Annotated in this window: 1 protein-coding gene; it reads right to left on the bottom strand. The window is 53.2% G+C overall.

Features of this window, described 5'->3' with window-relative positions; all coding sequences use genetic code 11:
* Positions 1-1302: AAA family ATPase (locus KDK19_RS02965; RefSeq protein ID WP_257291314.1), on the bottom strand; the 1302-nt coding region annotated here is incomplete at both ends.

Consider the following 1302-nt stretch of genomic DNA (forward strand, 5'->3'; position numbering starts at 1 on the left):
TGACCAGAGCCGGTTCCACCACTCTGTCTCGAAGAAATGCCTGGTCCAGACGGGGATAGTAAGCTCTGGGCAGTTTTTCTCTCAGGGCCGGGTCCAGTTGTCGCCCGGCATAATGATCCGGGTTGCCGGTGAGAATCACCCGGTGGTTGCTGCTGACCTTGACGGGATGGCCATTGACATAGATGCAGGGTTCCGGTTCCCATAAGCCGTTTAATGACGCCAGCAATCCCGTTTTGGCCAGGTTGGCCTCATCCAGCACCAGGGTAACGAATTCTCCGTCTTTGTCGGACGGGGTATTGGCCCATGCCATCAGCATCCGGTTTTGCTGTTCCATCGAGCGATCGCCATCGGCGTGTTGTTGCCACTGCCAGCGTTTCATCAGGGTTTGTTCGCTGTCAGAAGGTCCAAGAGAAATGACCTCAGCCTGTCCTGAAGCCTTCGCCATTTTGGATGAAAAGTAACTTTTTCCGGTGCCGGTTTCTCCCTCAAGGAATATAACGGGGGAGTTCGCAAGCCGGTCATGGAGTCGGGATAATCGACGGCTTTCACGATCCTTCTGACTTAACTGGCCGTGATAAAGATCCCGGGCCAGCAGTGACAGGGGCTTATCAGCGGAACCCTGCCATGCCAGTGATTCAGACAATCGATGTTCTATACGTTCAATGTCTTCTGCCTCAGAATGCGCTGTTCTGGGCATCTGAAAACAATCAGTGGCCAGAGTGTGAATGGCTTCAGATCGGGTCTGCCCTGACGACAAGGTTAACTCCCAGCCAGAAGCCAGTGCATCTTGTAAACGTTTGATCTGTTTTGATGGTCTGATGACTAACCGTTGACAGGTTTCTGCTGCTGCCGGATCGACTTCCAACGAATGCGCCATTGCCAGGCGTTGTTGTTCAGGCGCATGGGCCACCATCATGGCACAGAAGCTGTCCAGAACTTCTTTTTCATCGCACTCTGAAAATGGTACATAAGACAGTTTTAATTGGCAGTCCTCAAATACTACCGGGTCAAAGGCTCTGGCCAGAGACCATAGGTTTTGCTTCACAAAAGCTCTATCCAGTCCCGGGGCACTGTTGATGATGGCATTTAACCGATCCGGGTCTACCGAGGCAGTACGCTGACCATCCGGTTTCTTATGGGCATCCGGCTTCTTACCAGCATCCGGCAGTAACTGCCAGCAAGCCACTTTCATAAAATCCCGCACTGCCGGATGCTGCCGGGTACCATGGGTGATGACGCTATCGATAGCCTTGCGCCAGTGGCGGGGTAAAAGTTGTGGGGACTGGTCAACCTGCTGTGCTC

The organism is Endozoicomonas sp. ONNA1 (genome assembly GCF_024606325.1).
In the GTDB taxonomy this organism is placed as follows: Bacteria; Pseudomonadota; Gammaproteobacteria; order Pseudomonadales; family Endozoicomonadaceae; genus Endozoicomonas_A.